Genomic DNA, 1,235 nt, shown 5'->3' on the forward strand with positions numbered 1-1,235 from the left:
CGGCCGGCTGGCGCTCGCGCCGCTGCTCGGCTGAGCGCGGCGCGCGGAACCTATCCCCCAAGACAAGACAGAACACGGAAACGACCATGACCAATAACACCCTCGCCGGCGACGCCGTCGCCACCATCTCCGCCGACAGCCTGCGCCAGACCGCCCGCCGCTTCGCCGAACCCGCGCCCGCCAAGCCCGGCGACTGGTCCGTGGCCGACGTCGCCGCGCTCTACGCGCTGCCGTTCAACGACCTGCTGTTCCGCGCCCAGCAGGTGCACCGCGAGAATTTCGACCCCAACGCCGTGCAGCTCTCCACGCTGCTGTCGATCAAGACCGGCGGCTGCGAAGAGGATTGCGGCTACTGCCCGCAGAGCGCGCACCACGACGCCGGCGTCAAGGCCGAGAAGCTGATGGCGCTGGACGAAGTGCTCGAAGCCGCGCGCGCCGCCAAGGCCAGCGGCGCCGGCCGCTTCTGCATGGGCGCGGCCTGGCGCAGCCCCAAGGAGCGCCACCTCGAGCCGGTCATCGAGATGGTCAAGGAAGTCAAGGCGATGGGCCTGGAGACCTGCGTCACGCTCGGCATGCTCGAAGCCGAGCAGGCGCGCCGCCTGAAGGAAGCGGGCCTGGACTACTACAACCACAACCTCGACACCTCGCCCGAGTTCTACGGCGAGATCATCACCACCCGCACCTACCAGGACCGCCTCGACACCATCGGCCACGTGCGCGACGCCGGCATCCACGTCTGCTGCGGCGGCATCGTCGGCATGGGCGAATCGCGCGACGCGCGCGCCGGGCTGATCGCCCAGCTCGCCAACATGGACCCGTATCCCGAGTCGGTGCCCATCAACAACCTGGTGGCCGTGGAAGGCACGCCGCTGGCCCACGCCGAGCCGATCGACCCGTTCGAGTTCGTGCGCACCATCGCGGTGGCGCGCATCACCATGCCGCGGGCGATGGTGCGGCTGTCGGCCGGGCGCGAGGCGATGGACGATGCGTTGCAGGCGCTGTGTTTCATGGCGGGGGCCAATTCCATTTTTTATGGGGATCGGCTGTTGACGACGGCCAATCCGCAGGCGGATCGGGATCGGGCTTTGCTGGGGAGGTTGGATATTCGGACTGAGGGGTATGGTGGGTAGGGGGATTTTTTTGTTCGGGGTGGTGGGGGGGATTGGCTGACTTCGAAGTTGGCTTTGGCTTCAATGGTTTGACGTCGGTGGCTGAACGTCAAAGTCAACTGCTGA

At 67.3% G+C, this 1,235-nt stretch carries 1 protein-coding gene; it reads left to right on the forward strand.

Annotation, left to right across the window (positions count from 1 at the left end):
* Nucleotides 1-86 precede the first annotated feature (86 nt).
* The gene (gene bioB / locus K206_RS0134225) at nt 87-1,130 is read left to right on the forward strand and encodes a biotin synthase BioB (RefSeq protein ID WP_020206779.1); all 1,044 of its coding nucleotides are present in this window, start codon (nt 87-89) and stop codon (nt 1,128-1,130) included.
* Nucleotides 1,131-1,235: the final 105 nt, after the last annotated feature.

The organism is Cupriavidus sp. WS (assembly GCF_000395345.1).
Lineage (GTDB): Bacteria > Pseudomonadota > Gammaproteobacteria > Burkholderiales > Burkholderiaceae > Cupriavidus > Cupriavidus basilensis_B.